Here is a 24,521-nt window from a genome sequence, read left to right on the forward strand (position 1 = left end):
CTAGCAAAAGATTAGCATTCCCTCAAAGACGAATATCACAATAACGGCGCTATTTTTCACCAAGTTAACTAAAGAATTCCAGAAAACTCAGACTTTACACCAAACGTTAACAACTCATCACTATCTCAACAACCAGAAAACAACTAAATTAACGACATTTGCTTGGCCACAAGATTATTGAAACTAGTGTTTAAAATTGAAAGTATGGGATCAGAAATGGGGGCGATCTGTTTATCCAGATAATACTGATAATCGATCTTTCCGAGTAGATGCTGTACAGGTTCTGCGCCGTTTTGTGTCATCAGATAGCTTATTTTTTCGCCCCGCTTGCCATGACTGTCATTGCCACTTCGCTGACACCAGAGAGTCGCCGCCTTCACGTGGGGTGATGACTTAGCGGTATAGTCTTCGATGTTGCGCCTAAGGCGTTTAGAAAAAATCAGCCTGTCGTCGAGTTCTCCCCGCTGCAGCGCATCCACAATTTGTTTTAAATAGCCGAGCACATCCTGCTTGGCAAACAGTCGATAATAGAGCTCGGCCTGTACCTCCCGCGCCAAGGGGCTCCAGTCACTCCTCACCTGCTCCATCCCCTTGAACACCAGCTTGAGGCTTTGGTCTTCCTGACGATAGGCGCCCACATAACGCTTCTTGGAGCCTTCGGTAGAGCCACGCAGTGTCGGCATGAAGAACTGCTCAAAATGTCGCTCATATTCAAGCTCGAGGTAACACTCTAACTGAAACTCCTGCTTGAGCTTGAGTCGCCATTTCTCGTTGATCGATGCGACCAACTCCCTGGCAAAGGCATTGATATCACCGACACGCTCGGGCGAGGAGATATGCACGAAGGTAGAGTCGGTATCACCATAGATAACGGTCAAGCCCAACGCCTCAATCCATTGCTTGGTCTGCTTCATGATCTCATGACCCCTAAGGGTAATTGAGCTTGCCAGGCGCGCATCGTGGAATACGCAGCCGCGAGACCCCAGCACGCCGTATAGGGAGTTCATGATGATCTTTATCGCCTGCGACAGGGGGGCGTTGGCTTCGCGCTTGGCTTCTTCGCGCTTGGCAGACAGGCTGGCGATAAGCTCGGGCAGAATAGGCGAGTTGCGACTAAACTGGGCGCCCAAAAAGCCAGGCACGGTGTCATTGCCTTCTCTTACTCCCTTTACCCCGGCATTAGCCTCTGCTTTTAATCCTTCCACCAACCCCTTTGGGTCAATCAAAAACGTTCTGATGATCGAGGGATAAAGGCTCTTAAAATCGAGCACCAATATATGTTGATAGAGACCCGGTTTAGAGTCCATCACATAGCCGCCTGGGCTCTCTATGCCATCGCTGACCGGCACGCTGGGGGCGACATAGCCGGCGCGGTGCAGATGGGGCAGATAAAGATTATTAAACGCGGCCACCGAGGCGCCGACCCGGCCAAGCTCTAAGCCGGTTAGACGCGAACGCTCCATCACAAATGCCAACAGATCGGTTTTGGCAAAGATCTCCCACACCAGGCGACAGTCGGTAATATTGTAGTGGGCCAGCGCCGCCTTATCCTCACGAAACAGGGTCGCTATCTCCTCGGCGCGGTGACTGACGTTGTGAATCGCCTTCCCCTCACCGAGTAACTCTCTGGCGACAGATTCCAGACTAAAACTGTCAAACTGATAGAAGGCCGCCTTGAGCCAGTCGATGCCATCGAGCACCACACGCCCAGGCAAGATTAAGGTCTCGGGTCGATATTTGTTATCGACCCGCCAAGAAAGCTGAGTGCCTAGCCTGCCAAGCGTCAGCGGAATATTGAGCGCCCTGGCCCTGCGATACAAGAGCGCCAGGTCGAAGGTCACTACCGCCCAGCCTATGATGATGTCGGGATCATTGAGCTTAAACCAATCCAGCAGCGACTTAATTAATGCCGCCTCATTGGGCACAAGTGAGAGATACTCAGGCGGCGAGTCACACGCTTCCCCCACCATGATCACCTGTTGATAGGGCTCGCCGCTGGCCGATTGGCCGTACAGCCCGACACTAAAAAGCTCTCCATCCATGGCACATTCGAAATCCAGCGAGACCACAGCCAGCTTAACTTCTCGATTAACATCTAGCTCACTGCGTCTGGCCCGCTCGGCGATGAGCGTAGGCGTGTCTAGTGCTTGGCTTTGCCAGCGGCCGATAAACTCTACGTCTAGGGCGATGTAGCGCTCGATGAGATAACGCTGCTCGGCCCTGAGTTCAGACTCATAAAGGGAGATCCCCTTATCGGTGGCGATACGACTGAGATGACGAAAGCTTTGATTATTAGCGAAATAGAGTGCGCTGACCGGTTCATCTTGGAAGGTGGTCAGATTAAGCGCCTCACTGCGTATCCCACTCTCACGATTGTCTCCGAGCAGGCGCAACTCATCCTGAGTGCGACAAAAACAGATGCGCTCGCCATTGGGCACTATGACCCGAGCCGGCCCTTCAGCCGTACTAAGGTAATAATGTAATTCGCTGCCTTGGTGGTGACGGGTTAAGATCCGCCCTTTTACGCTCACCAGCGGGGTGTTTAAATCATGCAAGCCTGGCTATTATCCAATTAATTTCAACACATTAGGTGACACGACAACAAATAAGTCGTGAATTCCTTACTTCAACTCTTCTTAGGCTATGTAATCACTGTTATTATGTACAGCATTATTTGCCAGCACTAAGCCTTCATGTTATCTGCCGACGTTAAAACCCAGATCCGAACGATTTACAAAGAGATTGCCGCCGCCCTGCCTAACTTTAGGTCGCGCCGGGAACAAAATTATATCGTCGCCGAGATCTCCAAGACACTCGCCGGTGAATATGACAAGCATAGACGCATCATAGTGGTCGAGGCAGGCACAGGCATAGGTAAGTCGCTGGCTTATATCTTAGGTTCGATTCCACTGGCGTTGGCGAGCAAGAAGAAGGTTTGTATCGCCACCGCCACGGTCGCCCTGCAGGAGCAGCTTCTCAACAAGGACTTACCCTTCTTCTCCAAACAATCAGGGCTCAACTTCACCTTCGGCCTAGTAAAGGGACGTCAACGCTATGTCTGTCTCTCTAAGCTTGAGATGCTGATCGGCGGCGATGACGGCACTCAGATGGCCATGTGGCAGACCAAGCCGGATCATAACCAGGTCGAGCTCTTACAAGGCCTGCTGAAAGATTTTCACGAAGGACGCTGGAACGGCGAGCGCGACACACTGTCTCAGCAGCTGCCGGATCACCTGTGGCAGCAGATCGCCTGCGATAAACACAGCTGCCACAGACAGCTCGCCAGCCACAGGCACTGCCCCTTCCATAAGGCCCGTGAAGATGTCGACACCTGGGACGTACTGATTGCCAACCATAGCCTACTGTTTGCCGATCTCGAACTGGGCGGCGGGGTGATTCTGCCAGATCCGGAAGAGCTCTATTATGTGATTGACGAGGCCCATCACCTGCCGATAGTGGCCAGAGACTTCTCCAGTGCCCAGGCGACCCTCAGGGGCGCCATCGACTGGCTTGAAAAGGTCGGCAAAACCAGCGCCAAGCTGCAGAACCAGCTCAAGAGCTACAACATTATCGCCCCCGCCCAGGCCATGCTAGATCACATCAACGATCTCACCAGCCTGCTCACCAGCGTCGCCCAATATTGCGACGGCCAGGCGGCGAAGTTTGATAACCCCGAGCGGCGCATCCGCTTCGAACACGGCAAGCTACCGGCGGCCTTGACCATGCTGGCGGAAAACCTGGCCACGGCATCGAGCAGCGCGCTCAAGCAATTTAACAAGATGCTGGTGCTGCTCAACGAGGCGATTAAAGATGGCGAGCTACCTAAGCATCAGTCGGAGCAGCTACTGAGCGAGACAGGCTTCATGTTACAGCGCCTGGAGAATCTGCAGAAGTTGTGGAAGATGATGGCCAAGGAAGACAGCGCCAAGGGCGCCCCCATGGCTCGCTGGGTCGAGCACCTGGTAGGCAAACAGAGCGACTATCTGTTTAACGTCTCGCCGATCGAGGTGGGATATATGCTCGAAACCCTGCTGTGGGAGAAGGCCGCCGGCGTGGTGCTCTGTAGCGCTACCCTGAGGGCACTGAATAACTTCAACCACTTTACCCATCAGGTAGGACTCTCCATCAACGATGGCAGTCGCTATCTGGCCATGGACAGTCCGTTTGATTTCCAGCAGAACGCCACCCTATATCTGCCCAAGATGCGCACCGAACCCACGGACGATCGCTATACCGACGAGCTAGCGGAACAGATCCTCACCCTAATCGACGGTGAGATGGCGACCCTAGTACTGTTTGCCTCCTACTGGCAGATGGAGAAGGTAGCCGATCTGGTCAGAAGCAAGATTAAGTCGCCGCTGCTTATCCAAGGGGAAGCCTCCCGTCAGCAGCTGCTACAAGATCATAAGCAGCGCTGCGATAACGGCGAGGTCAGCATCATCTTCGGTACCGGCAGTTTTTCTGAGGGTCTCGACCTTCCCGGCGACTACCTGACGAACCTGATCATCACAAAACTGCCCTTTGCCGTGCCCACCTCACCGGTGGAACAGGCACACGCGGAATACATTAAGGCAAAGGGAGGAAATCCCTTCTTACAGCTGACGATCCCAGATGCTTCGCGTAAACTGATCCAAAGTTGTGGTAGATTACTGCGTAAAGAAGAGGATTATGGCAGAATCACCATATTGGATCGCCGTTTAGTGACCAAACGCTACGGCAAGTCCCTACTGGATGCCCTGCCTCCCTTTCGTCAAGTCATTGAATAGAAAGCTATCTAATAGAAAGCAACCGAATAGGATAACCATTGGATCTATTACTCGACCCAGGTAGCTGGGCGATTCTGGCTGCGACCGGCTTTATCGCAGGTTTTATCGATGCCATCGCCGGTGGCGGTGGCCTGCTGTCGATCCCGGCCCTGCTCACCATAGGCATTCCACCCCATACGGCGCTGGGCACTAACAAGTTGGCGGCCAGCTTCGGCTCCTCCATGGCGGCCTTCACCTACTATCGCAAGCAGTTTTTCACCCCCAGATTTTGGTATCACGCCTCCATTGCCACCTTTATCGGCGCTGTCATAGGCACCTTTGTGGTCTACCTCATCGACAATCAATGGCTCGAGAAGTGGCTACCGCTGTTTATCATCGCCGTGGCCCTCTATACGCTACTAAAACCCAATGCCATGGGCTGCCCCACCTATGAGCCGCCGGTAAAGGCGCCCTCTAAATTTAAGCAGTGGCGCCAAGGGATACCGCTTGGCTTCTACGACGGATTTGCCGGCCCGGCGACCGGCGCCTTTTGGACCATCAGCAGTGTGTCTCAATATAAGCTGCCTGTACTCAATAGCTGTGGCCTTGCCAGAGCCATGACGCTGATCAGCAACCTCACCTCACTGAGTGTGTTTCTGGCATTAGGCCAGGTAAATCTGATGGTCGGACTGTCGATGGGGCTGTGTATGATGCTTGGCTCATTCATCGGCGCCCGCACCGCCATCAAATTTGGCGTGCCTTTTATTCGCCCCCTGTTTATTAGCATAGTGATACTCATCGCCATTAATCTGGCCTGGGGAGCCTGGGCATGAAGACAAATGAACTTATCCACCGCCTGCGAGTCCAACTAAAACAGTTAGAGCAAGAGGTGCTGCAACACGACAGCCAATTGCCTAAGGGCGAGCGTAAGCTGCTGCAAGATACAGAGCGATTTAACGACAATCTGTTTAATCAAGCGGGTGCTCAGCTTGGCCCCTGCATAGATCAGCTCAGTAAGAAGATTGCTCAGCTCGAGAAGTTGCTCCAGGGCAATATTTCGGCGACCACCATCGCGCTGGCCTGCGAAGGTATTCAGGACAGGTTTACCGCCCTGAGGCGCGCGTTGAATACCACGGCGCTAGGGGTAAAGTCGGCCGAGCAGCAGAAGGCGTCTCGCATCGCCCACGCGCGCAAGCGGCGACAGAAGAGCCATGCCCAGAGCGGATTTAATTGGATCGCGGCTGGCGTGATGAATAACAGCCACCAGCTCTATGAAGAATTGAACAAACATATGAACTGGGTTCACACCTTTGAACAAAAAATTGCACATTTGCAATCTAAGCTTGAAAACTGTCATAGTGCTGACAAAATTGCACTGCAAAATGAAATACTTTTGGTCCATCGCCGCTTAGGCAAGTGCCGACAAGCTATCAGCTATATAGAAGATCGTATTCAGGCGTTCGAACGCCCATACAAGCATCAGAATCGTTAAGGAGCAACAATGAAATCAATCAAGCCAATCACCGCTTTAATCGCTCTGCTTGGTGCCTCATCGGCAATGGCTGCCAACCTCTCCATCCCCATGGCATTCGAATACCTTGCCCTAGACGGCAAGAAGGTAGAAGGCAGCCTGTTTAATCACAAATCTGATCTTGAGCTAAGCCAAGGCACGCACAAAATCGCTATCCGTTACCATGACATGGTGCAAGACGACTTCAGCGACAGCGAAAGCTTTGTAAAATCATCTCCCTTCATCGTGACCCTGGCGGTTGACGGCGACTATGATTACCGCCTGCAGCCGGCCGAAGGCGAGATCATCAAGAAGCCCAAGTCATTCGCCAAATCACCAGCAGTAGTGATCAGCCGTATCGATGGCGGCGCGGTCAACTACAAGGTGACTCACACCGAGCTCACTGAAGACAGCTTCGTCAGCAAGCTGTTTAACGGCAACTCGGGTCAGGATATCGAAACCGCAGCCGCCGCCGCGACAGGTACAGCCGTCGCCGCCCATGCTGCTGCGCCAGTACAACCAGCTGGTACTGTCGAAGCCGTTACCCTACCCGCGACGCTACCGGCCAATCCAACTGCTAGCGATGCCGCTCATGCTCAGCAGATGTTGCAATACTGGTGGCTACATGCCGACGACAAGACACGTAAAGAGTTTATGAGCTGGGCTATCAAACAGCTGTAACTTTTAGATGGTTCCACTCGTCTATCACGCCAGCTATTCACAGCTGGCGTTACCCCACCACCACAGATTTCCCATCACTAAATACCAGGCACTCTACCAATACTTATTGGATAGACAGATAGTCGACCCGACCGCATTTCACTCCCCCGAGGCGGTCAGCCTGGAGTGGCTGAAATCGATCCATTGTCCAGACTATGTCATGCAGTTTATCGAGCAACGTCTGCCCGACAAGGCGGTGCGCCGACTGGGATTTCCCCTTAGCGAGCGATTGACTCAGCGGACACTCTACTCTGTCGGCGGCACCCATCTTGCCTGTGAGCTGGCAGTTAGACATGGCGTTGCCCTGCAACTCAGCGGCGGTTATCACCATGCTCACTATCAGTTTGGCAGCGGCTACTGCGTATTTAACGATCTGATCTCCGCCGCCCTGCATGCCCAGAGCCTGGCGGGCATAGTGACAGTGCTCATCTTCGACTGCGACGTGCATCAGGGCGATGGTACCGCCGCCATGGGCCAGGCCTATGACAATCTCTACACCTGCTCCATTCACTGCCAGGAAAACTTCCCCGCCCGCAAACAGACCTCAGATCTCGATCTGGAGTTGAGCCGCGGTGTCGGTGATGAGGAATATCTCGAGGCTGTCGCTCAAACCTTAGCGCTCGCAATTCGCCTCTATCAGCCGGATTTGATTATTTATGATGCTGGGGTCGATGTGCATCAGGCCGACAGGCTAGGCCACCTCAATATCACCACAGAAGGGATCTACCAAAGGGACAGGCTGGTGCTGGACAACGCCAAGGCGGCCAGCATTCCCATCGCCTGCGTCGTCGGCGGGGGTTATAGCAAGGAGATAGAGGTGCTCGCCGAGCGCCACGCACAAGTTTTTATTGCCGCTCACGCCATATGGTAGCAAACTAGATTATGCTTAGTTAAACCACAACGGAGCCTGAGGGAGAGACCTATGCAACTGGAAATTCGCAATTATTACGAAGTGCTGTTGATGGAGTTACTGTCTGATGAAGGATTATTTGACGAGCTACCCGAAGACTATCTAGCCGATCTCTGCTGCGTGACCCTAAACCAACTGCCGGTACGTTACATACGTCATCTGGTGGATACCTACTTCTTCGAAGACTACGACGAACTCAAACAGATGAAGGAAGAGATCCAGACCGCACTGGAAAAATCGCGCGCCTTCTTAAAGTCAAAACTACCGGAAGAACAGATTCAGGCGGAATAGCCCAGGGGAAAACCAGACAATCTTCGTGGGTAGCCATCATATGTACATGCTCCAGCTTCGAACCTGTCTCTGGTGGCGGGTGATTTGCTGATTTCCCGATTGCCTAAAATGCCTTGCTGAGCTTCGGGCACGACAATTCTTGCATACCAAATGTCTGATGTCTTTGCGTGGACGAGATCGAAACAGATAAGGAGGTGAATCGGAGTGAGTTTTGCTCATGGAGTGTACCACCAAGTGTACCACCTGTGGCAGATCCGAGCTAAGTTATTGTTTAATAAGGGATTGGAGGTTCCCCTAGAGCCAACACCCCGGCACATGAGTCGCCTGCTGCGGTTGCTCCCTTCCGGGCCTGGCCGAGTTCACAAGTTATCATTGCGGGGGGACCCTAGGGTCACCATAGATTCTCAAGCAATTAAATCCTTAAGACGGCGAGCATTATCTACTATGGCAGCCCGGCAATCAAGTCAATAACCGAGAGTAATCGCCAGAATAGGCCCAACTGCCCATTCTATAAACAAAAGCCCGCAAGTGCGGGCCAAATTCCATCGACATCTAGGATGACTACAGGGCCAGTATCGCCTTGTTCTGTTCGATCACCTTAGGGCCGATACCCTTTACCTGGGTTAATTCTTCAATGCTGTTGAATTTACCGTGAGCATCTCGGTACTCGACTATGGCCGACGCCTTAGCTTCACCAATGCCCTTGAGCTGAGTCAGCTCCTGGGCGCTTGCGGTATTGATATTAACCTGGCTTAGGCTCGCCTGGGCCGTGTCGGCAGGTATTGAAACCTGTTCGGCAGCCAGCGCGGGAAAGAGGGAAAATGACGCTACGACGAACGCAGCTAAAAGTAGGTTCTTCATTGGGGCTCTCCTTAAATATCCTTATACTGTTCATGGCCAACAATCCATTTTCCTCGGCCACCTCGAAAACATAGAACAGCTTCAAAAATTTCGCCAATTCGTGATCAACGAACACAGAGCCCTAACCGCGGCGAGAGATGGATCACAAAATAAATTATTTTAATTTATTTCAGTCTGTTATTAATTAGCGCCCCGTTACCCAGCCGCCGTAAAAAAAATTGATCGTCAGACGTCACTGCAGCGTGATCAATACGGCAAACAGCTGCAAAAAAGAGAGTTCAGTCACACCACAAAAAGTATGAAATGTAGTTTTGCCACAGAAAAAATTTAGTTGCGCCACGCAACCGCTAGGCTAGTGTAGAGCGCCAAAATAATAATTAAGGAACCCCTATGTCCCTCGACACCACACAAGAGGCGATCGCCGCACCGCCAAAGCAGGCAGCCCAAACCAACTTGCCGATTCTATTTGGCGATATAGTGCTGTTTGCCTTGCTCTATAACTTTCTGCCTTTCGAGCCAGGGGTGAATACCGGCATCGCTATTCTCGTCTTCGCCGCCGTACTCTGGCTGACCGAAGCAATTCACATCAGCGTCACCGCCATACTGATCCCTATCATGGGCGTCTTGCTGGGAGTTTTTGAAACCAAGGCGGCCATGAGCAACTTCGCCAATCCTATCATCTATCTCTTCTTCGGTGGCTTCGTGCTGGCCGCGGCCCTCAACCATCAGGGCATTGATAGACGTATCGCCCAAAAGGTATTGACCGCCTCCAAGGGCAAACTCAGTATCGCCTGCATGCTGCTGTTTGGGATCACAGCGCTACTCTCCATGTGGATCAGCAACACGGCCACGGCGGCCATGATGCTGCCTCTGGCCCTTGGGATCCTCAGGCAACTGGATTTCAAGGAGCACAGAAGCACCTATCTCTTCATGCTGCTGGGCATCGCCTACTCCGCCAACATTGGCGGCATAGGCACCCTGGTGGGCAGCCCGCCGAACGCGATTGCCGCAGCCCAGGTCGGCCTGAGTTTCGCCGACTGGCTAGAGTTTGGCCTGCTTACCGTGGCCCTCATGCTGCCTAGCATGTTGATTGCGCTCTATATCTACCTAAAACCCAACCTCAATGTGGTGTGTGAGATCCCTAAGAGCAACGAACAACTCGCCCTGCAGGGTAAGCTCACCTTGCTTATCTTCCTTACCACTGTGTGCTGCTGGATCTTCAGCAAGCCTATCTCCAACGCACTGGGGGGAATTAAACAGTTCGACACCATAGTGGCACTGGGTTCAGTCGTCATGCTAGCCGGGCTTGGTCTGGTCGACTGGAAGAAGATTGAGAAAACCACTGACTGGGGCGTGCTGATCCTCTTCGGTGGCGGCCTCACGCTCAGCGCCATCCTCAAAACCACGGGCACCAGCGTCTTCCTGGCCCATTGGGTCACCGATATCTTCGGCAATACCCATATGGCGCTGTTTACCTTTGCGGTGATCTTCTTCGTGGTGATGCTTACCGAATTTGCCAGTAACACCGCCAGCGCCGCCCTCCTGGTGCCTGTGTTTGCCGCCATCGCCGAGGCGTTAGGCCTGTCACCCGTGATGCTCTCTGTGCTCATAGGTATCGCAGCGTCCTGCGCCTTTATGTTACCGGTTGCCACACCGCCAAACGCCATCGTTTACGGCTCTGGCTTTATCAAGCAATCTGAGATGATGCGCGCCGGGGTGATCATCAACTTCATCAGTATGTTGGCGCTCTATGTAATCGCCCATCTGTTCTGGACCATCTAAAAGTAAAAAGCCTGCAATCGCAGGCTTTTTTATTGATCGAAGCTAACGGCTCACATCACTGTTATCGACTCAAAGCTTCAGGCTATTCCCCGAAGGCCTGCGCCAGATCGGCAATGATGTCATCGCTGTCTTCCAGGCCTAGGGAGATCCTCAACAGGCTATCGCCTATGCCGGCGTCCATTCTGGCCTCTGGCGAATAGGGGGAATGCGTCATAGAGGCAGGATGCTGGATCAACGACTCGGCATCCCCCAGACTGACCGCAATTTTAAAGAGCTTGAGTCGATTAGCGAACGCCTTGGCGGCATCGAAGCTGCCTTTGAGTTCGAAGGCGACCACACCGCCGGCCCTGAGCATCTGCTTACCCAGCAGGGCATGGCCCGAATGTCCCTTGAGGCCAGGATAATAGACTCTGGCCACCTGAGGGTGCTGCTGCAGATATTCGGCGACCCGCTCGGCGTTGTCGCAGTGGCGCGCTAATCTGACATCTAGCGTCTTCAGCCCGCGTAAGATCAGCCAGGCATCGTGAGGCGAGATCACCCCGCCGATATCCTTGAGCACCTCAAGTTTGACCTTAGTGATCATCTCCTCGGTGCCACAGACGATTCCGGCGATCACGTCACCATGACCGTTGAGATACTTAGTCGCACTGTGGATCACCATGTCTATACCCATGCTCAGCGGGCGTTGCAACAGTGGCGTCATAAAGGTGTTGTCGACGATACTGACCAGCTGATGGCGCTTGGCCAGTGCAGCAATGGCGGCGAGATCATAGACATCCAGATGTGGATTAACAGGCGTCTCGCAAAACAGCGCCTTAGTGTTGGGGCGAATGGCCTGAGCTATGTTGGCCACCTCGCAGAAATCCACCAGGGTCACCTCTATGCCAAAGCGCTTAAACTGCTCCGTCATCAGGGCAAAGGTACAGCCATAGACAGCCTTGGAAGCGACCAGGTGGTCGCCCTGGCTCAGATTGGTCAGCAGGGCCGCAGATACCGCCGCCATGCCGGAGGCGGTCGCGGCTGCGGCTTCACTGCCTTCCAGCACCGCCATCTTACGTTCTAGCTCTGCCGTGGTGGGATTGCCAAGGCGAGTGTAGATATAGCCTTGTTGTTCGCCGGCAAAGCAATCACCGCCCTGCTCGACTGTCTCAAAGGTAAAGGTGGCGCTTTGCACCAAAGGGGATACCAAGGCGCCATGCTGATTGGCCTCATGCCCAGCATGGATCACCTGAGTGGCAAGTTTCCATTTATCTTGCATACACTTTCTCCGTCATACTCGCTGCCTATTATTGTTGGCTTATATTTATTGGTTTAGCGTGGCAGCGATGCATTAACTTGCCCAGTTTCGGGACGCGGAGTAAACCTGTCTCGAGAAATTATCTCCTATTTGGATGTAAAATCTTTGTTACGAACAGTTGTTTTACCTAAGACGCTAATGGAGAAGTCTTTCAACTCACCAAGCAGGGCCGTGTGTATCTTACTCAGCTTAGGTCGGGAGTCTGGGGTAAACACCACGGGGCGACACAGCCGCATGGTCTGATAGCCCAGGCGCGCCGTGAGCAGCCCGCCACCCAGCCCCTGTGCCAGTCTGGCGGAGATCTTGCCTGACATCTCCAGCGAAAACAGCTGAGTCCCGATATCGGTGACAATCTCGCTCGTGCCGGCGTAGATGATGTTAGTGATCACCGACCGGATAAGCTTGATGCGGCTCCAGTAACCCAGCTCAATGCCGTAGCAGCGCGCCAGCTCAGCTATCATCTTCTGATTGCGCCAGAGGATGATCGCCATATCCAGCACGGCGATAGGACTGGCCGCCAATAGGAGTGCCGATTCGCTGGCATAGCGATGCACCAGCTTCTTCGCCTTGGCATCGACCTGCGGCAGCACGCTGCTCTCGAACAGTATCAGGCGTTCGGCGTCGTTATGCTCCTCGTGCACCAAGCGATAATAGCGATTGGTGTCGATATCTTCTGGCAGATTCGTGATGAGTCTGTCGATAAACTTGTCCGCCTCGCCCCTCTGCATGCTCTGAGATAAGCGCTCACTTACCGCCTGCGCCTCTTCTACCGCCCTTAGCCTGCGCAGTTGGCGCCACTCCTTCACGCCTAGGGTGATTGCCCAAAGGCTCACGATAGTGGTCACGCTACCATAGAGACCAAACAGCCAAGGGCTCTGCGCCCACGCTTCCCTTAGGGTCAACCCGAGCTCCACCAGCAAGATACTGCCAATCCCGAGCAAGGACGCCTTGGCAAGCCATGACCATGAGCGTCGACGCGCGCCAGATGGCGACCGGCTAACGATACCGTCAAGCTCAGGCACCAGTGCCTGAAGCGCCGCTTCGTCGAGCTCGCCTCTCTCGGCATCCTCGAACACCACCTGGTCATCGAAGCGCTCTGCCGCTTTAAGCTCGGTGACGCTTAACGCCTGCTCTGGCTCGAACACTTGCTTCTTTTCAATCTGCATATCGGCTTTACTCATAACGCTTTTCGGTGCCCTCTTTGCAATGCATGCTTTCTAACAGCTAGCTTTCAAACAACTAGCTCTCTACACCCAAGTGCCCGATTTAACTCAGCTTGTCGCCGAGCAAAAACTGCAACAGATGGTCCAAGCGTATGTGCTCAAACTGAGCCTGATGGCCAGACTCGGCCAGTCGCGGCGGGGCGAAATCGACAAACTCAAATCCTTGCCTTCGCCAGAAATCGCCGCCGGGTAAGTGAGTGGGGACTTCGCCGGGGAACATGGTCACCTCTTGGTTTAAGGCGAGCTCTATCCCCTTCACCACCTCGACCGATTTCCCCTGGCTCTGCACCATGCCGTGCTGAGTCGCCTTGATGGCACTGATCGCCATCACCTCGACTTCACAGCCTTCAAACTGGGCGTGTTGCTGGCTGCGTTTCACCAGGTGAGACAAGAGCGACAACACATTGCCCTGCTGATCCCGGGTGATGTGATCGACCTTGCTGGCGGCAAACAAGAGCTTGTCAATCCGCGGGGCAAACAAGCGTCTCAGCAGATTCGATTGCCCGAAATGAAAACTCTCCATGATGGCATCGAGCGCCCCCGTCATATCATCAAACTGCGCCTTACCGCGATTGAGCGGCGTCAGGCAGTCGACCAGCACCAGCTGGCGGTCAAACTTGGCAAAATAGTCACGATAGAAGGGTTTCACCACCTGGCTAACATAGCTGTGGTAGCGCTGCTTCAATACCTGATAGTAGGAGTGCTTTGGACTCTCTTCTGCGGCGTCCAGTTCGGCCTCGCTCAGATGCAGCAGGGGGAAGAAGGCGAGAATAGGGGTATCTGCAAGCTCACCCGGCAGCAACATGCGCCCGGGCTGAGCATGATAGAAGCCTTGCTGTTCCACTAAATCTACCAACAAGGCCTGATATAGGCTGGCTATCTGCTTTAACTTGAGCTCGTCGGCACTTTGCTTGAGGTCCAGCTCCCGACAAGCCGCTACGAACGCCTGATAATGGGCGCTCTGAGACAATACGGCATCGCGGCGCGCCTGCACCTGGCACCAGGCCTTGAAACTCAGCTTGAGCATCGGCAGATCCAGCAGCCACTCGCCGGGGTAATCCACTATGTCCAAATAAAGCGTTGCGCTGTCGGTAAATTTCGCCCTAAAGCCTGCCGAAGGCTGATAGCGAATGGCTAGGCGCAGCTCGCTGATGGTACGGGTCGATTGTGGCCAGGTAGGCGTCTCGCCACACAAGGCGCTCATGGCGCCCTCATAATCGAAACTCGCTATGGTCAGATCCGGCTGTAGCGCACGTTTCACTCCGTGTAGGCGCCCCTCACGGGAGACCTGCAGCAGCGACAACGCATTGTGGCGCTGACCGACACCGGCATGCAGCAGTTGATTGACCAGTCCGGTAATGAAGGCGGTCTTACCTGCGCCCGATAGACCTGTCACCGCCAGGCGTACATGGTTGTCCGTAGTGCGTTTAACTAGTGACTTGGAGTGATGGCCGAGTTGACGAAGTGAGCGGTTAAATGAATTCATCATTTGCTTTTACTATTGGCTAAGGGCTTTACGGTTAAGGGCTTCTTACCTTAATACGGCTAAGGGCGGTATACACCGCCCATTGAAAGGATTTAAAGATTGTTGATCTGCTGTTTAAGATCGAAGCTGTCCGAGGTGACGTGCCGTTCGAGATTTTGCAACCTGAATTCTAAATCACGGAACTGGTTGTTAACGTCTCTTAAGGCGGCCTTAGCCGGCTCTCCTGCCTGCCATACCTTCTTCTTCACCTCGATCTCCTTGTGTTGTTGCTTGTTCTTTGCGCTGCCAGGTTTGATATCCAAGATCATCCAGAGTAGTACGTAGATGATAAGAATAACCCCCGATCCCCCAAGCAAAAATATCGATGCGGCGACCACTCTGACCAACCAGGTTTCGAAGTTGAAGTAGTCCGCTATCCCTGCGCACACTCCAGCTATCTTGCCTGACTCGGGGATTCGATATAAGGGTCGTCCCTTAGATTCGCTCATCTCGATTCCTCCACTGCGGGGCCTCGCTATCTAAAATCGCTTCCAATGTCTCTATGCGTTGGGCCATTTTATCAGCTTTGCCGATTAGCTCATTCAGCTGAGCATACTCTTCTTCAGTGAGTCCCTGGCTCACTTGGCGTTTGCTACGATAGTGCAGTATCAGCCAGATGGGCGCCACCACTACCATAAAGATAATAATTGGGGCTATTAATAAATCCAAATCCATAACTCACCTCAGAATTGTTGTTATTTAGTCTGTTTCTTGGCTTTCGCTGCTTTTACCTTAGCCTTCAGGGCTTCTAGCTCTGCACTAACGGCATCTTCAGCTTCCAGCGCGGCGAATTCATCGTTCAATGTCTTCTGGTTACCCAGATCATAGGCTTCCACCTGAGATTCAAGACCTTCGACACGACGCTCATACTGCTCGAAACGGCTCATGGCATTGTCAATCTTGCTCGAGTCCAACTGACGCTTCACCTCAAGGCGAGAAGACGCAGTCTGCTTACGCATAATGATAGTCTTCTGACGTGCCTTGGCGTCGGCTAATTTCTCTTGCAGCAGGTTCACTTCCTCTTTCAGGCGTGCGATCTGCTCTTCGACAACCACTAGCTCCTGCTCTAGGGTGCTTGCCAGCTCACTGGCCTTTTGCTTTTCAAGCAGAGCGGCCTTGGCCAGATCTTCACGGTCTTTCGACAGTGCCAGTTCCGCCTTGTCCTGCCAATCCTGAACCTGCTCCTGCACCTTAGCGATACGGCGAATGATCTCTTTCTTCTCTGCCAGAACCTTGGCTGAGGTAGAACGAACTTCTACTAACGTATCTTCCATCTCTTGGATGATCAGGCGAACCATTTTTTCTGGATCTTCTGCTTTATCGAGTAATGCGCTGATATTCGAGTTAATAATATCTGCAAAGCGAGAGAAAATTCCCATAATACTGTCCTCAAATTTGTGTTGGTTTCGCCTAGATTAATACATTAAGTGTGCCAACTTAACTATACCGATTAAAAACAATCAGTTAAACATATTTATAACTTTTTCTTTATTTTAATTCACAGGGCACATATTATAATTTTCACCAATAATTAGCGTGAAAGACTAAAAAATAAAGTGGCCAATCAATTTCAACAAGACAACCTCATAGGTCAGTCGAACGCTCTACTGGAAGTCCTTGAGCACGTTTCAAAAATTGCACCCTTATCTAAGCCAGTCTTAATTATTGGCGAGCGCGGAACCGGTAAAGAGTTGATCGCCGAGCGCCTACATTATCTCTCCAAGCGCTGGGATCAAAGCTTTATTAAGCTAAATTGTTCATCTCTCAGTGAAAACCTATTAGAGAGCGAGCTCTTCGGTCATGATGCAGGCGCCTTCACCGGCGCCAACAAGAAGCATGAAGGACGTTTCGAGCGCGCCGATGGCGGCACTCTGTTTTTAGACGAGCTCGCCAACACCTCTGGGTTGATCCAAGAGAAGCTGCTGCGCGTCATCGAATATGGTGAATTTGAACGTGTGGGGGGCAGCAAGACGGTACAGACAGATGTGCGCCTGGTGTGCGCCGCCAACGAAGATCTGCCCTCCTTGGCCGAAGCGGGCGAATTTAGGGCCGACCTGCTCGACCGCCTGGCATTTGATGTGATCACCCTGCCGCCTCTGCGTCATCGCCCGGAAGATATCATGCCCCTGGCCGAATATTTCGCCATCGGCATGGCTCGCCAGCTTAAACAACCACAATTTGATGGCTTTAGTCGCAATGCCATCGACCAATTACTGGATTATCACTGGCCGGGTAATATCCGTGAGTTGAAGAACGTGGTCGAGCGCGCCGTCTATCGCAATACGGATCAGGAAGAGCCGATCGACAGCATTATCATAGATCCCTTTGCTTCCCCTTATAGGCCGACCAACCGCGTCAAGACCAAGTCCCGTCAGGTGCAGAGTGAACAGGCCGTTGAGCAGGAGAGCCCAGCGACGCCCGCTACCGAATCAGCCAGCAAGGCTAACGGCCTAGATATCAGCTTCCCACTGGACTTTAAAGAGCATTGTGAGCAGCAGGAGATCTTGCTGCTTAAGAAGGCGCTGGAATCGGGGCAATACAACCAGAAGAAGACGGCGGAGCTGCTCGGGCTTAGTTACCATCAGCTGAGAGGCATCTTAAAAAAGTACAACTTACTGGATAAATAAGCGCACCAGGGGCAGATGATGTTTGCCCCTAACTCCAGAGCACTGTTAAAATAAACCCCTTCATTCAAATAACTATTACATCTGCTGATGAAAGAGCTGCTCAAACGTCTCACGTTAGGTTCGGCGTTTTGTTGTATCGTGCCACTGCTGTCGGCCTGTGGACCGACGCGAGTGCCCTCGGGATTGGTCTATTGCTCTGAAGGCAACCCTGAGTCCTTCAACCCCCAATTGGTCACCTCTGGGACCACGGTCGATGCGACCTCACAGCAGCTTTACGACGGTCTGGTGGATTACGACGCCAGAACCGGTGAGATGACCCCATCTCTCGCCACCTCCTGGCACCTCAGCGATGATGAGAAGGTCTACACCTTCGAGCTTCGCCAAGACGTGCAATTTCATCGCTCCGACATCTTTACCCCGAGTCGCAACTTTAATGCCGACGATGTGCTCTTCTCTTTCAACCGCATCATAGATACCGACAACCCCTATCACTTTGTCTCTAAAAGCGGTTACCCCTTCTTCCAAAGTATCGGCTTTGCCGAGCTTATCGACGACATAGAGAAGATTGATGACTACCATGTCGCCTTTCATCTCAAGCATAAAGATGCCTCTTTCCTCTCTAACCTGGCGACTGGCTTTGCGGTGATCCTCTCTAAAGAGTATGCCGACCAACTACAGCGCACGGGCCAGGAAGAGTTGCTGGACAAACTGGCGATAGGTACCGGCCCCTTCAGGCTGATCGATTACGTCAAGAACGACTTTATTCGTTACTACCGCAACCCCTACTACTGGCGCCTGACCCCAGAGGTCGATCAGCTGGTGTTTGATATCACGCCAAAGAGCACCACCCGCCTGGCTAAGCTTATCACCGGCGACTGTAACGTCTCGGCCCTGCCTAAGGCCGGTGAGCTGCCGGTGGTGATCGAGAAAGAGGATCTTGAGGTGGAGTCGCTCCCCGGATTTAACGTCGCCTTCTGGGCTTTTAATACCGAGCGAATTCCCTTTAACGATGTCAGGGTGCGCCGCGCACTGGCCCACGCCATAGATAAAGAGAACATTCTCAGGGCTGTGTATCAGAAGACGGCCGAAGAGGCGGTGGGCCTGCTGCCGCCACTCTCCTGGGCCTATTCGGCCAACGAGAAGATGATCGACTACAACCCAGAGAAAGCCCGCGAGCTACTCGACGAGGCTGGGGTAAAAAACCTCACCATAGATATCTGGGCCATGCCAGTCGCCCGTATCTATAACCCCAACGCCCATAAGACCGCCGAGCTTATCCAGGCGGATCTGGCCAACATTGGCGTCAAGGTCAATATCGTCAACTACGACTGGAGCGTCTTCAATCAGAAGCTGAGCCAACATGGTTACGATTCGGTGCTCATCGGCTGGAACGCCGACAACAGCGACCCCGATAACTTCTTTACCCCTATTTTAAGCTGCGCCTCGGTGGGCTCAAACAGCAACCGTTCGCGCTGGTGTGACCCTGCCTTCGACCATATCCTCAACGCGGCCAAGTCCACCACAGACAGAGAGAAGCGAGCGCGTCTCTATCAAGAGGCCGAGCAGTATGTGGCCGAGCAGGTACCTATGCTGCCCTTCGCCCACGCTACCCGCATGGTGGTGAAACAAAAATCGGTGACCGAGGCTAAGCTGACCCCCTTTGGCGGCATCTCCTTCACCAAGACGTCCGCCCAGCCTCGCCTTGCCAGCGACAACAAGGAGAGTAACTGATGGCCAGATATCTGATCCGTAGGTTAAATCTTTTCCTGGCAACCTCACTGGTTCTCTTCCTGGTAATGTTTATCGTTACCAGCAAATTTCCCGTCGAGCATACCTTTGCCTTGACCGGACTTCAGTCGCCTACCGCCCAAGAGCTGACGCAAATAGCGCAAGATTATCAACTCGATAGCTCGCAGGCACATCAGTTTCTCGCCTATCTGCAGCAGCGCCTGTCCGGCAATCTGGGCATATCGGCCACCTCTCAGAACCCGGTGATCGACGAGCTCACCGCCGTGCTGCCCGCCAGTTTCGAGCTGGGGATTGTCGCCGGGCTGATCGCCCTGGTGTTGGGTCTGCCGCTGGGGGTACTTGCCTCCTTGAGCAAACATAAGATCACCCAGCACACCATCATGGCGATCACCCTGACAGGTTACTCCATTCCTGTGTTCTGGCTCGGCCTGTCACTGTCGCTCTGGTTTGGGGTGCAGCTGGGCTGGCTGCCGATTTCGGGGCAGATTAATCTCTTGTATGACATACGCCCGGTTACCGGCTTCCTGCTGATCGATACCCTGCTGTCGGACTCCCAATACGCCACCTCGGCCTTTATCGATGCCCTGCTGCATATCATCTTGCCGGCGGTAACCCTGGCAGTACTTCCCTTTACCGTGGTGGTGCGTATCACCCGCGCGGCGATGATCGCCATCATGGAGCAGACCTATATTAAAGCCGCCGAGGCCCGTGGCCTTCACACCAGCATCATAGTGCTGCGCCACGCATTGCCAAACGCCTTTATTCCCGTGCTGAAAAACCTCGGCCTCATGCTCGGCGCCTTTGCCAGTTATGCTATGGTGGTGGAGGTGATCTTTAGCTGGCCTGGCGTGGGCGCCTGGCTGGTCTCTGGGATTTATCAACGGGATTATACTGTGATACAGGGCGGCATCCTCGCCGTGGCCTTAATCATCATCTTCTTAAGCATTCTTATCGAGGTGATCCATACGGCAATGAACCCCCTCAGCAGGAAAGAGCTCTATGCCGCAAATTAAAATCTATCAGGAAGATCATATCCCCTCGCCCCTGAGCCGGATCTGGTCCGCCTTTACCGACAACCCCTTCGCCTTTGCCGGGCTCTGGGCCGTCTGTTGTCTGCTGCTTCTGGCTCTATTTGGCCCGCTTATCGCCCCATATAGCCCTGAGCATCAAGACCCATTAGCGCTACTACTGGCGCCCTCCTGGGAGCCCACAGGCACTGTGGAGCACTTCCTCGGCACCGACGACTTGGGCCGCGACATCTTCAGCCGCCTGCTCCATGGCGCCCACCTGACCTTCGGTATGGCGCTGGCAATAGTTATCACCGCCCTGCTGCTGGGTTTCATCATAGGCTCCATCTCGGGCATGATGAAGGGCCTCAAGTCGAGTATCTTGAGCCACCTGCTAGACGCTCTGCTGTCTATCCCCTCGCTGCTGATGGCGATTCTAGTGGTGGCGGTCACAGGACCAGGGCTTGGCAACGTCTTCTGGGCCGTGGGCATCGCCCTCACCCCGCAGTTTGTCCGCGCCATTCACCAGGCGGTGCACGAAGAGTTACAGAAAGAGTATGTCACCGCCGCTAGACTCGATGGTGCCAATAGTTTGCAGATCTTCTGGTATGTGATCCTGCCCAACATCATGGACACCATGATCATCCAGACCACCTTAGGGATCTCGGCCGCCATTTTGGATATCGCCGCGCTGGGCTTCCTCAACCTGGGGGCCCAGGCCCCTAGCCCGGAATGGGGCGCCATGGTATCTCAAGGCTTAGATAATCTGCTCACCGCTCCCTGGACGGTTACCATACCCGGCGTCGCCATCCTCTGTAGCGTGCTAGCCATTAACCTGGTGGGAGACGGACTGCGCTCTGCCCTCTCGCCGATTCGCTCCTAACGAGACGCAGCTATGCCATTACTGGACATTAGAAACCTCACCATAGAACTCGATACCCCCCACGGACGCGTCAAGGCCCTGGAACGTGTGAGCCTTACCCTCAACCCGGGCGAGGTTCACGGCCTGGTGGGCGAGTCGGGCTCCGGCCGCACCTTGCTGGCCAAGGCTATTCTTGGCATCCCGGGTCACAACTGGACCATACAGGCGGATCGCATGATGTGGGATGGACAGAACCTGATGGACATGTCCCCCAGCGAGCGCCGTGTACTCATGGGCAGCGAGATGGCGATGATCTTTCAAGACCCCATCAGCAGCTTGGATCCGGCCATAGCCGTCGGCACCCAAATCATCGAGGCGATGCCGGAAAACAAGGAACTGCCTTGGTGGAAGCGCGGCAGCGACAAGCGCAAGAAGGCCCAGCAGTGGCTGCACAAGGTAGGCATTAAAGAGACCCAGAAGATCATGTCCAGCTACGCCTGGGAGCTATCCGACGGTGAGTGCCAGAAGGTGATGATCGCCATCGCCGTGGCCAACCAGCCCAGGCTGCTGATTGCCGACGAGCCTACCAACTCGATGGAGGTACGCACTCAGGCGCAGATCTTCCGTCTACTGAGTAAACTCAATCAGCTACAAAACGTATCTATCCTATTGATTAGTCATGAATTAGAGACGCTTTCACAGTGGTGTGACCGCCTAACAGTGATGTACAGCGGTCAGGTGATGGAATCGGGAGTGACCAGCGATGTCATCGCCAATCCCTATCACCCTTACACCAAGGCGCTGTTGGATAATATTCCCGATTACTCCAATCCCGAGCACCACAAGACCATGATGCAGACGTTGCCAGGCTCGGCGCCGGCGCTACAACATCTACCCATAGGGTGCCGACTCGGCCCGCGTTGCCCCCAGGCCCAGAAGCTCTGCGTCAACCAGCCAAGCCTTTGTCACCAGAAAGATCGCTATTTTGCCTGTCATTTCCCTTATCACAATGAGCCATGCCATGAAGAGCCCCTTACTAAAAGTTAATCGACTCAGTAAAACCTTTTTCGCCGGCTATAAGGGATTTAAGCGCCAGTATAACCATGCCCTCGAGCCCATCTCCTTCGAGCTTAATCGCGGCGAGACCCTGGCAATTGTGGGCGAAACCGGCTCGGGCAAGAGTACCCTGGCGCGTATCTTGGTGGGCGCAGAGCAGCGCACCGATGGCGAGATCTTGTTTGAAGGCGAAGCGCTGGAAAGCCGCAACCTGAAGCAGCGTTGCAGGCTCATTCGGATGATTTTCCAAGACCCCAACACCTCGCTCAACCCGCGCTTGACTGTGGGTGAGCTGCTGGATGAGCCCTTAAGGTTCAATACGGATCTGGACAAGCAGGCACGCTTCGCTCAGGTAGTGGATACCCTGCGCAAGGTTGGCCTGCTGCCAGAGCACGCCGACTTCTATCCTCACATGATCTCAGAGGGGATGAAGCAGCGGGTAGCGGTGGCCAGGGCCTTGATGTTGAACCCAAAAATTATCATTGCCGACGAGGCGTTGACGGCGCTGGATCTCTCGGTACGCTCGCAGATTTTGAACCTGTTGCTCAAGCTGCAGCAGGAGATGGGACTCTCTTACATCTTCGTGTCTCACAACATGAATATCATTCGCCATTTCAGCGATAAGATCATGGTATTGCACCAGGGCAAGATGGTGGAAAAGGCCACCACGGAGAAGCTGTTTAACGCCCCCGAGCATGAATATACCCAGCGGCTTATTCAGGAACAGACCATGTTTTCCTACAAGCGTTAAACTGCTCCAACCACTGGAACATTAACGTCTTATTATTAAAAAAGGTGTGCCATTTCAGCGTGGTTTAATTATCCTTATGGCACTTTTTCAAGAGAAGCAGAAACATGATAATCAAACCCAAAACACGTGGCTTTATTTGTACCACCACTCATCCGGTTGGCTGTGAAGCAAATGTACTAGAGCAAATCAACATCACTAAGGCAAAAGGCCCTGTCGCCAACGGCCCTAAGAAAGTATTAGTGATCGGCTCTTCAAGTGGCTATGGTCTATCTTCACGCATCGCGGCAGCCTTTGGCAGCGGCGCGGCAACCCTCGGCGTCTTTTTTGAAAAACCAGGCACCGAGACTAAGCCAGGTACGGCTGGCTGGTATAACTCAGCGGCCTTCGACAAGTTTGCAAAGCAAGGCGGCCTCTATTCTAAGAGCCTGAACTGTGATGCCTTCAGCCATGAAGCCAAACAGAAAGCTATCGAGCTGATCAAGCAAGATCTGGGTCAGGTAGACATGGTCGTCTACTCACTGGCCTCTCCGGTAAGAAAACTGCCTGACAGCGGCGAGCTGATTCGCTCATCACTGAAGCCGATTGGCGAGACATACAAGTCTACCGCGGTTGATACCAACAAAGATCTGATCATCGAAACCAGCGTAGAGCCGGCCACAGAGCAAGAGATTGAAGATACTGTTACCGTCATGGGCGGTCAGGATTGGGAACTGTGGATCAATGCCCTGGCCGAGGCTGGCGTACTGACTCCAGATTGTAAGACAGTTGCCTACAGCTACATAGGCACAGAGCTGACCTGGCCTATCTATTGGCACGGTGCCCTGGGCAAGGCCAAGATGGACCTTGACCGCGCCGCGCACGCACTCAACGACAAGCTATCGGCCACAGGTGGTAGCGCCAACGTCGCCGTGCTCAAGAGTGTGGTTACTCAGGCCAGCTCGGCCATCCCTGTAATGCCACTCTACATCGCCATGGTATTTAAGAAGATGCGCGAAGAGGGTCTGCACGAAGGCTGTCAGGAGCAGATCAACCGTATGTTCCACGAGCGCCTTTACCGCGCCGACGGTGCAGCACCGGCAGTCGATGATGCTAACCGCCTGCGTCTGGACGACTGGGAGCTTCGTGACGAAATTCAGCAGCACTGCCGCGACCTATGGCCGACCATCACCACAGAGAACCTCAGCGAACTCACGGACTACCGTGAGTACAAGGAAGAGTTCCTCAAGCTGTTCGGCTTCGGTATCGAGTCTGTAGACTATGACGCCGATGTGAACCCAGAGGTGAACTTCGACGTCGAGCAGTTCTAAACCGCTCGCTCATCGATGAAAAGCCACGGCCATTGCCGTGGCTTTTTGTTTTCCGGCTTATTTTCCCTGAAGCGCCTCAGAGGCACTCTCAGGCCGCGATTGATTCAAGCTGCTATATCCGCCCCATAAAAGCTGTCATCTCTCAGCCCTGCGCTTGTAAAAGACGTCATGAGAAGGCTAAAGGCAATCTCCCTACCTATCCCCCACAAAAGATAATCCAGAGTGATAACTGCAAAGGCAGGTGCTAACCGCTACTGGCTAGAAGCCTAGACCAAACACTCGATAGAAAGGCAGTTAT

General features: G+C 53.5%; 22 protein-coding genes and 1 other RNA gene. 14 read left to right on the top strand and 9 right to left on the bottom strand.

The genetic code is table 11. The features are described 5' to 3' along the window. Positions 1 to 143: 143 nt before the first annotated feature. Positions 144 to 2,555: a DNA polymerase II gene (locus SHEW_RS12840; RefSeq protein WP_041406663.1), complete on the bottom strand. Its 2,412-nt coding sequence runs from the start codon at positions 2,553 to 2,555 to the stop codon at positions 144 to 146. 138 nt (positions 2,556 to 2,693) lie between these two features. Here SHEW_RS12840 and dinG point away from each other — a divergent pair, with 138 nt between their 5' ends. Genes dinG through SHEW_RS12870 form a run of 6 tightly spaced genes read left to right on the top strand, consistent with a single transcriptional unit; the run spans position 2,694 to position 8,176 of the window. Next, positions 2,694 to 4,766, top strand: a complete 2,073-nt coding sequence (dinG, locus tag SHEW_RS12845; RefSeq protein WP_011866280.1) for an ATP-dependent DNA helicase DinG — start codon at positions 2,694 to 2,696, stop codon at positions 4,764 to 4,766. A gap of 38 nt (positions 4,767 to 4,804) precedes the next feature. Next, positions 4,805 to 5,578: a sulfite exporter TauE/SafE family protein gene (locus SHEW_RS12850; RefSeq protein WP_011866281.1), complete on the top strand. Its 774-nt coding sequence runs from the start codon at positions 4,805 to 4,807 to the stop codon at positions 5,576 to 5,578. Further along, positions 5,575 to 6,237 carry a primosomal replication protein gene (locus SHEW_RS12855; protein ID WP_011866282.1) on the top strand — a complete coding sequence of 221 codons (663 nt, stop codon included), beginning with the start codon at positions 5,575 to 5,577 and terminating at the stop codon, positions 6,235 to 6,237. The genes SHEW_RS12850 and SHEW_RS12855 overlap by 4 nt, the downstream gene beginning before the upstream one ends. A gap of 9 nt (positions 6,238 to 6,246) precedes the next feature. After that, positions 6,247 to 6,936 (top strand): DUF2057 domain-containing protein, encoded by a 690-nt coding sequence (locus SHEW_RS12860; RefSeq protein ID WP_011866283.1) that lies wholly within the window; start codon positions 6,247 to 6,249, stop codon positions 6,934 to 6,936. A 7-nt stretch (positions 6,937 to 6,943) separates the two neighbouring features. Further along, positions 6,944 to 7,846 carry a histone deacetylase family protein gene (locus SHEW_RS12865; protein ID WP_011866284.1) on the top strand — a complete coding sequence of 301 codons (903 nt, stop codon included), beginning with the start codon at positions 6,944 to 6,946 and terminating at the stop codon, positions 7,844 to 7,846. Between the two features lie 51 nt (positions 7,847 to 7,897). After that, the gene (locus tag SHEW_RS12870) at positions 7,898 to 8,176 is read left to right on the top strand and encodes a late competence development ComFB family protein (RefSeq protein WP_011866285.1); all 279 of its coding nucleotides are present in this window, start codon (positions 7,898 to 7,900) and stop codon (positions 8,174 to 8,176) included. Between the two features lie 291 nt (positions 8,177 to 8,467). On the opposite strand, the gene ffs is transcribed toward SHEW_RS12870, so the two are convergent. Beyond that, positions 8,468 to 8,565: signal recognition particle sRNA small type (gene ffs / locus SHEW_RS20430), an RNA gene on the bottom strand. A 172-nt stretch (positions 8,566 to 8,737) separates the two neighbouring features. Further along, positions 8,738 to 9,037, bottom strand: a complete 300-nt coding sequence (locus SHEW_RS12875; RefSeq protein WP_011866286.1) for a ComEA family DNA-binding protein — start codon at positions 9,035 to 9,037, stop codon at positions 8,738 to 8,740. A gap of 390 nt (positions 9,038 to 9,427) precedes the next feature. Between SHEW_RS12875 and SHEW_RS12880 the strand changes: the two genes are divergently transcribed. Continuing rightward, the gene (locus SHEW_RS12880; RefSeq protein WP_011866287.1) at positions 9,428 to 10,819 is read left to right on the top strand and encodes an SLC13 family permease; all 1,392 of its coding nucleotides are present in this window, start codon (positions 9,428 to 9,430) and stop codon (positions 10,817 to 10,819) included. Positions 10,820 to 10,901: 82 nt separating this feature from the next. Here SHEW_RS12880 and megL read toward each other — a convergent pair whose 3' ends face one another. The 6 genes from megL to pspA form a co-directional block, all read right to left on the bottom strand. After that, positions 10,902 to 12,077, bottom strand: coding sequence for a methionine gamma-lyase (megL, locus tag SHEW_RS12885; protein ID WP_011866288.1), 1,176 nt, complete (start codon positions 12,075 to 12,077; stop codon positions 10,902 to 10,904). A gap of 125 nt (positions 12,078 to 12,202) precedes the next feature. Next, positions 12,203 to 13,297 (bottom strand): TIGR01620 family protein, encoded by a 1,095-nt coding sequence (locus tag SHEW_RS12890; protein WP_011866289.1) that lies wholly within the window; start codon positions 13,295 to 13,297, stop codon positions 12,203 to 12,205. Positions 13,298 to 13,382: 85 nt separating this feature from the next. Beyond that, entirely contained in the window at positions 13,383 to 14,825 is a 1,443-nt protein-coding gene (locus SHEW_RS12895; RefSeq protein WP_041406664.1) for a YcjX family GTP-binding protein, read from the bottom strand. Positions 14,826 to 14,917: 92 nt separating this feature from the next. After that, the gene (pspC, locus tag SHEW_RS12900; protein WP_011866291.1) at positions 14,918 to 15,313 is read right to left on the bottom strand and encodes an envelope stress response membrane protein PspC; all 396 of its coding nucleotides are present in this window, start codon (positions 15,311 to 15,313) and stop codon (positions 14,918 to 14,920) included. Next, positions 15,300 to 15,539, bottom strand: a complete 240-nt coding sequence (gene pspB, locus SHEW_RS12905) for an envelope stress response membrane protein PspB (RefSeq protein ID WP_011866292.1) — start codon at positions 15,537 to 15,539, stop codon at positions 15,300 to 15,302. The genes pspC and pspB overlap by 14 nt, the downstream gene beginning before the upstream one ends. Before the next feature lie 20 nt (positions 15,540 to 15,559). Further along, positions 15,560 to 16,243, bottom strand: a complete 684-nt coding sequence (gene pspA / locus SHEW_RS12910) for a phage shock protein PspA (protein ID WP_011866293.1) — start codon at positions 16,241 to 16,243, stop codon at positions 15,560 to 15,562. Positions 16,244 to 16,420: 177 nt separating this feature from the next. On the opposite strand from pspA, the gene pspF reads away from it, so the two are divergent. The 7 genes from pspF (at position 16,421) to fabV (ending at position 24,223) form a co-directional block, all read left to right on the top strand. Further along, positions 16,421 to 17,491, top strand: coding sequence for a phage shock protein operon transcriptional activator (pspF, locus tag SHEW_RS12915; RefSeq protein ID WP_011866294.1), 1,071 nt, complete (start codon positions 16,421 to 16,423; stop codon positions 17,489 to 17,491). 87 nt (positions 17,492 to 17,578) lie between these two features. After that, positions 17,579 to 19,222: an ABC transporter substrate-binding protein gene (locus SHEW_RS12920; protein WP_011866295.1), complete on the top strand. Its 1,644-nt coding sequence runs from the start codon at positions 17,579 to 17,581 to the stop codon at positions 19,220 to 19,222. Continuing rightward, complete coding sequence (locus SHEW_RS12925) at positions 19,222 to 20,253, top strand: ABC transporter permease subunit (protein ID WP_011866296.1); 1,032 nt, start codon at positions 19,222 to 19,224, stop codon at positions 20,251 to 20,253. Before SHEW_RS12920 ends, SHEW_RS12925 begins: the two co-directional genes overlap by 1 nt. Next, on the top strand, positions 20,240 to 21,130 hold the full coding sequence (locus tag SHEW_RS12930; protein ID WP_011866297.1) for an ABC transporter permease subunit: 891 nt from the start codon (positions 20,240 to 20,242) through the stop codon (positions 21,128 to 21,130). Before SHEW_RS12925 ends, SHEW_RS12930 begins: the two co-directional genes overlap by 14 nt. A gap of 12 nt (positions 21,131 to 21,142) precedes the next feature. Then, a complete protein-coding gene (locus tag SHEW_RS12935; RefSeq protein ID WP_011866298.1) occupies positions 21,143 to 22,156 on the top strand; it encodes a peptide ABC transporter ATP-binding protein in 1,014 nt (337 codons plus the stop codon). After that, positions 22,131 to 22,916 (top strand): peptide ABC transporter ATP-binding protein, encoded by a 786-nt coding sequence (locus SHEW_RS12940; protein WP_011866299.1) that lies wholly within the window; start codon positions 22,131 to 22,133, stop codon positions 22,914 to 22,916. The genes SHEW_RS12935 and SHEW_RS12940 overlap by 26 nt, the downstream gene beginning before the upstream one ends. 104 nt (positions 22,917 to 23,020) lie before the next feature. Next, a complete protein-coding gene (gene fabV / locus SHEW_RS12945) occupies positions 23,021 to 24,223 on the top strand; it encodes an enoyl-ACP reductase FabV (RefSeq protein WP_011866300.1) in 1,203 nt (400 codons plus the stop codon). Positions 24,224 to 24,521: the final 298 nt, after the last annotated feature.

This window comes from Shewanella loihica PV-4 (genome assembly GCF_000016065.1).
Taxonomy (GTDB): Bacteria; Pseudomonadota; Gammaproteobacteria; order Enterobacterales; family Shewanellaceae; genus Shewanella; species Shewanella loihica.

Bases quoted from the DNA above. Each gene is read 5' to 3' on its own strand.
- dinG (WP_011866280.1), top strand. From the start codon at position 2,694: ATGTTATCTGCCGACGTTAAAACCCAGATCCGAACGATTTACAAAGAG.
- SHEW_RS12855 (WP_011866282.1), top strand. From the start codon at position 5,575: ATGAAGACAAATGAACTTATCCACCGCCTGCGAGTCCAACTAAAACAG.
- SHEW_RS12860 (WP_011866283.1), top strand. From the start codon at position 6,247: ATGAAATCAATCAAGCCAATCACCGCTTTAATCGCTCTGCTTGGTGCC.
- SHEW_RS12865 (WP_011866284.1), top strand. From the start codon at position 6,944: ATGGTTCCACTCGTCTATCACGCCAGCTATTCACAGCTGGCGTTACCC.
- SHEW_RS12870 (WP_011866285.1), top strand. From the start codon at position 7,898: ATGCAACTGGAAATTCGCAATTATTACGAAGTGCTGTTGATGGAGTTA.
- SHEW_RS12875 (WP_011866286.1), bottom strand. From the start codon at position 9,037: ATGAAGAACCTACTTTTAGCTGCGTTCGTCGTAGCGTCATTTTCCCTC.
- SHEW_RS12880 (WP_011866287.1), top strand. From the start codon at position 9,428: ATGTCCCTCGACACCACACAAGAGGCGATCGCCGCACCGCCAAAGCAG.
- megL (WP_011866288.1), bottom strand. From the start codon at position 12,077: ATGCAAGATAAATGGAAACTTGCCACTCAGGTGATCCATGCTGGGCAT.
- SHEW_RS12890 (WP_011866289.1), bottom strand. From the start codon at position 13,297: ATGAGTAAAGCCGATATGCAGATTGAAAAGAAGCAAGTGTTCGAGCCA.
- SHEW_RS12895 (WP_041406664.1), bottom strand. From the start codon at position 14,825: ATGAATTCATTTAACCGCTCACTTCGTCAACTCGGCCATCACTCCAAG.
- pspC (WP_011866291.1), bottom strand. From the start codon at position 15,313: ATGAGCGAATCTAAGGGACGACCCTTATATCGAATCCCCGAGTCAGGC.
- pspB (WP_011866292.1), bottom strand. From the start codon at position 15,539: ATGGATTTGGATTTATTAATAGCCCCAATTATTATCTTTATGGTAGTG.
- pspA (WP_011866293.1), bottom strand. From the start codon at position 16,243: ATGGGAATTTTCTCTCGCTTTGCAGATATTATTAACTCGAATATCAGC.
- SHEW_RS12920 (WP_011866295.1), top strand. From the start codon at position 17,579: ATGAAAGAGCTGCTCAAACGTCTCACGTTAGGTTCGGCGTTTTGTTGT.
- SHEW_RS12925 (WP_011866296.1), top strand. From the start codon at position 19,222: ATGGCCAGATATCTGATCCGTAGGTTAAATCTTTTCCTGGCAACCTCA.
- SHEW_RS12930 (WP_011866297.1), top strand. From the start codon at position 20,240: ATGCCGCAAATTAAAATCTATCAGGAAGATCATATCCCCTCGCCCCTG.
- SHEW_RS12935 (WP_011866298.1), top strand. From the start codon at position 21,143: ATGCCATTACTGGACATTAGAAACCTCACCATAGAACTCGATACCCCC.
- SHEW_RS12940 (WP_011866299.1), top strand. From the start codon at position 22,131: ATGAAGAGCCCCTTACTAAAAGTTAATCGACTCAGTAAAACCTTTTTC.
- fabV (WP_011866300.1), top strand. From the start codon at position 23,021: ATGATAATCAAACCCAAAACACGTGGCTTTATTTGTACCACCACTCAT.